Origin of the sequence: Mesorhizobium sp. M7A.F.Ca.AU.002.02.1.1 (assembly GCF_003998535.1) — a bacterium.
Lineage (GTDB): Bacteria > Pseudomonadota > Alphaproteobacteria > Rhizobiales > Rhizobiaceae > Mesorhizobium > Mesorhizobium ciceri.
Map to the genome: position 1 here is coordinate 1 of NZ_RZPB01000530.1, position 4,322 is coordinate 4,322.

Annotated in this window: 6 protein-coding genes; 3 read left to right on the forward strand and 3 right to left on the reverse strand. The window is 63.0% G+C overall.

The genetic code is table 11. From position 1 onward, the window contains the following. Window positions 1-118: 118 nt before the first annotated feature. The 3 genes from EN879_RS25910 to EN879_RS25920 all read left to right on the forward strand — a co-directional run bounded on the left by EN879_RS25910 (window position 119) and on the right by EN879_RS25920 (window position 1,410). Window positions 119-598 carry a carboxymuconolactone decarboxylase family protein gene (locus EN879_RS25910; protein WP_013528017.1) on the forward strand — a complete coding sequence of 160 codons (480 nt, stop codon included), beginning with the start codon at window positions 119-121 and terminating at the stop codon, window positions 596-598. An 81-nt stretch (window positions 599-679) separates the two neighbouring features. Continuing rightward, entirely contained in the window at window positions 680-1,042 is a 363-nt protein-coding gene (locus tag EN879_RS25915) for a nuclear transport factor 2 family protein (RefSeq protein WP_024503372.1), read from the forward strand. Between the two features lie 53 nt (window positions 1,043-1,095). Next, window positions 1,096-1,410, forward strand: coding sequence for a hypothetical protein (locus EN879_RS25920; protein ID WP_013528019.1), 315 nt, complete (start codon window positions 1,096-1,098; stop codon window positions 1,408-1,410). A 174-nt stretch (window positions 1,411-1,584) separates the two neighbouring features. On the opposite strand, the gene EN879_RS25925 is transcribed toward EN879_RS25920, so the two are convergent. The 3 genes from EN879_RS25925 to EN879_RS25935 all read right to left on the reverse strand — a co-directional run. Next, on the reverse strand, window positions 1,585-3,012 hold the full coding sequence (locus EN879_RS25925) for a gamma-aminobutyraldehyde dehydrogenase (protein ID WP_013528020.1): 1,428 nt from the start codon (window positions 3,010-3,012) through the stop codon (window positions 1,585-1,587). 95 nt (window positions 3,013-3,107) lie between these two features. After that, the gene (locus EN879_RS25930) at window positions 3,108-3,923 is read right to left on the reverse strand and encodes an ABC transporter permease (protein WP_024503371.1); all 816 of its coding nucleotides are present in this window, start codon (window positions 3,921-3,923) and stop codon (window positions 3,108-3,110) included. Beyond that, window positions 3,913-4,322: ABC transporter permease subunit (locus EN879_RS25935; RefSeq protein ID WP_127274329.1), on the reverse strand; the 410-nt coding region annotated here is incomplete at its 5' end. The genes EN879_RS25930 and EN879_RS25935, both read right to left, overlap by 11 nt.

The window sequence follows — 4,322 nt, forward strand, 5'->3', positions numbered from 1 at the left end:
GGCCATGAGAGCCATGGCGCTTTCGGGCGAAGCGGCCATGGGCGGGTAAGCGCTATCAATTCTCTCCACGCAGGCTAGGCGGATGTCGCTGGAAAAGGCGCTGCGAACGGAGGAGGAAATGCTGAAGTCGAACCGGACACTCAAATTGCTTGTGATCGCTGCAAGCGTTGGCGCGTTGTTCGCCATCTCTCCCGCAAAGGCCGAGGACGCGTCCGCGGCGGCCGCCTACAAGGACATCGAGGCAACGCTCGGCTCGGTGCCGGACATGTTCAAGACCCTGCCGGATGTGGCCGTCGCCGGCGCCTGGGCCGAGATTAAGGGCGTGCAGCTCAACCCGAAGACGGCGCTTGACGGCAAGACCAAGGAACTTTTGGGCCTCGCCGTCGCGGCGCAGATCCCATGCCAGTACTGCATCTATTTCCACACCGAGGCGGCCAAGCTCAACGGCGCCAGCGACGAGGAGATCAAGGAGGCGGTGGCGATGTCCGCCATCGTGCGCCATTGGTCGACGATGCTCAACGGCAGCCAGGTCGATCTGACGACCTTCAAGAAGCAGACCGACGACGTATTCGCGGCCGTCAAGGCGAAGTCGCAGTAAGAACCACTGCCCGGCGATGAGCGCCGGACGGCACATCGACCATCAACCGCCCGGTCGGAAGACGGGCCAATGGAGGATGAAATGCTGACCAAGACCCAAACAGTGGACGGCGCCGCGATCAAGAAGGCGATCGAAACCCGTGACGGCAAGATGCTGTCGAGCTTCTATGCCGAAGACGCGCTGGTGCGGGTGATCGACCGCAACAACCCGCCGAGCAAGCCGCGTGAAATCCGCGGGCGCGCGGCGATCACCACATTCTGGGACGACATCTGCAGCCGGGCGATGACCCACAAGGTCGACACCACCATCGCCGACGGCGACAGCCTCGCCTTCACCCAGGCCTGCGCCTATCCGGACGGCACCAAGGTGTTCTGCGCAGCGATGCTGGAGCTGAAGAACGGTCGGATCGCAAGACAGACCGTCGTGCAGGCCTGGGACGAGTAGATCAACAACCGTGGATCAACCGCGGCCTGGGCCGCAACCTGGAGGAGAAGACGATGTTCAGCGCCAGATGGCAGATCGACGCCAAGTTCGGACACAAGCAGACCGTGCTCGACCTGTTGAAGAAATGGGAACGCGAGATCGGGTCACAGGTCGGCCTCGACGAGCTGGAATTCCAGATCATGACCGGTTCGATCGGCGCGCGGGAGGCGACGGTCGAGTCCCATCACCAGGTCGAAAGCCTGGCCCAGTTGGAGGCGTTCTTCGCCAAGATCGGCAAGATCGACGCGCACGCGAAATGGGGCAAGGAGATCGAGCCCTATGTCGTGTCTGGCACCAGCCTGTGGAATATCTATCGCATCGTGGAGTAGTGGTCTGCGGTCTTACCTCTCCTCTTGTGGGAGAGGTCGGATTGCCCCGATTTGTCCTTCACAAATCGGTTGGCAACCCGGGTGAGGGGTAAGCTGGCGTCAAGCTGGAACACCCCTCATCCGTCTCGGCGCTACGCGCCGATCCACCTTCTCCCACAAGGGGACAAGGCAAAACTAGCCATGCGCAACCATCACATGCCGCACGGCGGTGTAATCCTCCAGTGCGTAGAGCGACATGTCCTTGCCGTAGCCGGACTGCTTCAACCCGCCATGCGGCATCTCGTTGGTCAGCATGAAGTGGGTGTTGATCCAGGTGCAGCCATATTGCAGGCGGGCGGCCGTCGCCATGGCGCGCGAGACATCCTTGGTCCATACGGATGACGCCAGGCCGTAGTCGCTGTCATTGGCCCAGTTCACCGCCTCGTCGACTTCCGAAAAACGAGTAACCGAGACGACCGGGCCGAACACTTCGCGGCGCACGATCTCATCTTCCTGCAGCGCGCCGGCGACGACGGTCGGCTGGTAATAGAAGCCGGAGCCCTCGCCCGGCTTGCCGCCGGTGGTGATCTCGATGTGTTTCAGTTCCGAGGCGCGCTCGACGAAGCTCGAGACGCGGTCGCGCTGGCGGCGCGAGATCAGCGGGCCGATTTCGTTTTCGGTATCGTCGGGGCGGTCGTACTTGATGGTCGAGACGGCCGAGGAGAGATCGGCGACGAGCTTGTCGTAGATCTTCTTGCCGGCGTAGATGCGGCAGGCGGCGGTGCAGTCCTGGCCGGCATTGTAATAGCCGAAGGCACGCAGGCCGTTGACCACGGCGCCGAGGTCGGCGTCGTCGAAGACGATGACCGGCGCCTTGCCGCCGAGCTCGAGATGCGTGCGCTTGACCGACTTGGCGGCCGCCTGCAGCACCTTCTTGCCGGTGGCGACATCGCCGGTGATCGAGATCATGTTGACCTTGGGATGATTGATCAGCGTGTTGCCGACGCTGTCGCCGCGGCCGAGCACGACATTGACGACGCCTTCGGGCAGGATGTCCGCAAGGATTTTTGCCAGCTTCAGCGCCGTCAGCGGTGTCTGCTCGGACGGTTTGAAGACGACGGTGTTGCCGCCGGCGATCGCCGGCGCCAGCTTCCAGGCCATCATCATCAGCGGATAGTTCCACGGCGCGATGGAAGCGACGATGCCAATGGCATCGCGACGGACCATCGAGGTGTGGCCGGGAATGTATTCGCCAGCGACGACGCCCGGCATCGAACGGACGGCGCCGGCGAAGAAGCGGTAGCAATCGACGATCGCCGGGATTTCGTCATTGAGCACGGCGTTGATCGGCTTGCCGCAGTTGAGCGCCTCGAGCGTGGCGAACTCCTTCGCGTCGGCTTCGATGCGGTCGGCGATCTTCAGCAAATAGCCGGAGCGCTGCGCCGGCGTGGTGCGCGACCACAAGACGAACGCCTGTTCGGCAGCAGTGACCGCCGCCTCGATCTGCGCCTGGCTGGCCTCGGGCAGGTTGAGGATGGTCGCCCCGGTCTTTGGATTGAGGATCGGCTCCTCGGTCTCGGTGCCCTTCTCGAATTTCGAGCCGATCAGCATCTGGGTGTCCATAAGGTTTCTCCCTTTACAGAAGCGAGTAGCGAGTAGCTGAAAGCGAGTAGGGTTTGACCGTCGATCCCTATTCGCTACTCCCTATTCGCTGTTTTTCATTTCCCGCTTCCAGCGATCTGGTCGCCGTCACGGGTGAGGTAATAAGCGGCAAGGATCGGCAGCAACGTCACCAGCATGACGACCATGGCAACGACATTGGTGACCGGGCGCTGGCGCGGACGGATCAGTTCTTCCAGCATCCAGATCGGCAGCGTCTGCTGCTGGCCGGCGGTGAAGGTGGTGACGATGACCTCGTCGAAGGACAGCGCGAAGGCCAGCATGCCGCCGGCAAGCAGCGCCGTGGCGATGTTGGGCAGCACGACATGGCGGAAGGTCTGAAAACCGTCGGCGCCGAGATCCATCGAAGCCTCGATCATCGAACCGGAAGTGCGGCGGAAACGGGCGACGGCGTTGTTGTAGACGACGACCACGCAGAAGGTGGCGTGGCCAAGCACGATCGTCCAGAACGAGAACGGGATGTCGGCCAGCGAAAAGGCCGAGCGCAGCGCAATGCCGGTGATGATGCCGGGCAGCGCGATCGGCAGGATGACCAGCAGCGAGATGGTTTCGCGGCCGAAGAATCTTGTCCGCGACACCGCCGCCGAACAGAGCGTGCCGAGGATGAGCGCGATCGCCGTCGAAATCGCGGCCACCCTGACCGACAGCGACAGCGCCTGCCAGACATCTGGCCGGTTCCAGGTCACGGCGAACCACTGCGTCGTCAGCCCTGGCGGCGGCCAGACGAAACTCTTCTCTTCGGTGGTGAAGGCATAGACGAAGATCAGCAGGATCGGCAGGTGCAGGAACAGCAGCCCGCAGGCGGCGGCAATCTTCAGGCCGAGCGGAGCCGACTGGGAACCATCAGAGCGCATCGAAGGCCCCCATGCGCTTGGCGCCCCAGAGATAGAAGCCCATGATGACGATCGGCACCACGGTGAAGGCGGCGGCGAGCGGGATGTTGCCGGCGGTGCCTTGCTGCGAATAGACCGCCTGGCCGATGAACAGACGCGAGGTGCCGATGATCTGCGGGATGATGTAATCGCCGAGCGTCAGCGAGAAGGTGAAGATCGAACCGGCGACGATGCCCGGCAGCGCCAGCGGAAACAGCACGTTGCGGAAGGTCTGTCCCGGTGAAGCGCCGAGGTCGGACGAGGCCTCGACCAGATTGCCGGGCACGCGCTCGAGCGCCGCCTGAACGGGGAGGATCATGAACGGCAGCCAGACATAGACGAAGACGATGAAGGTGCCGGTGAACGATACCGACAGGGAAT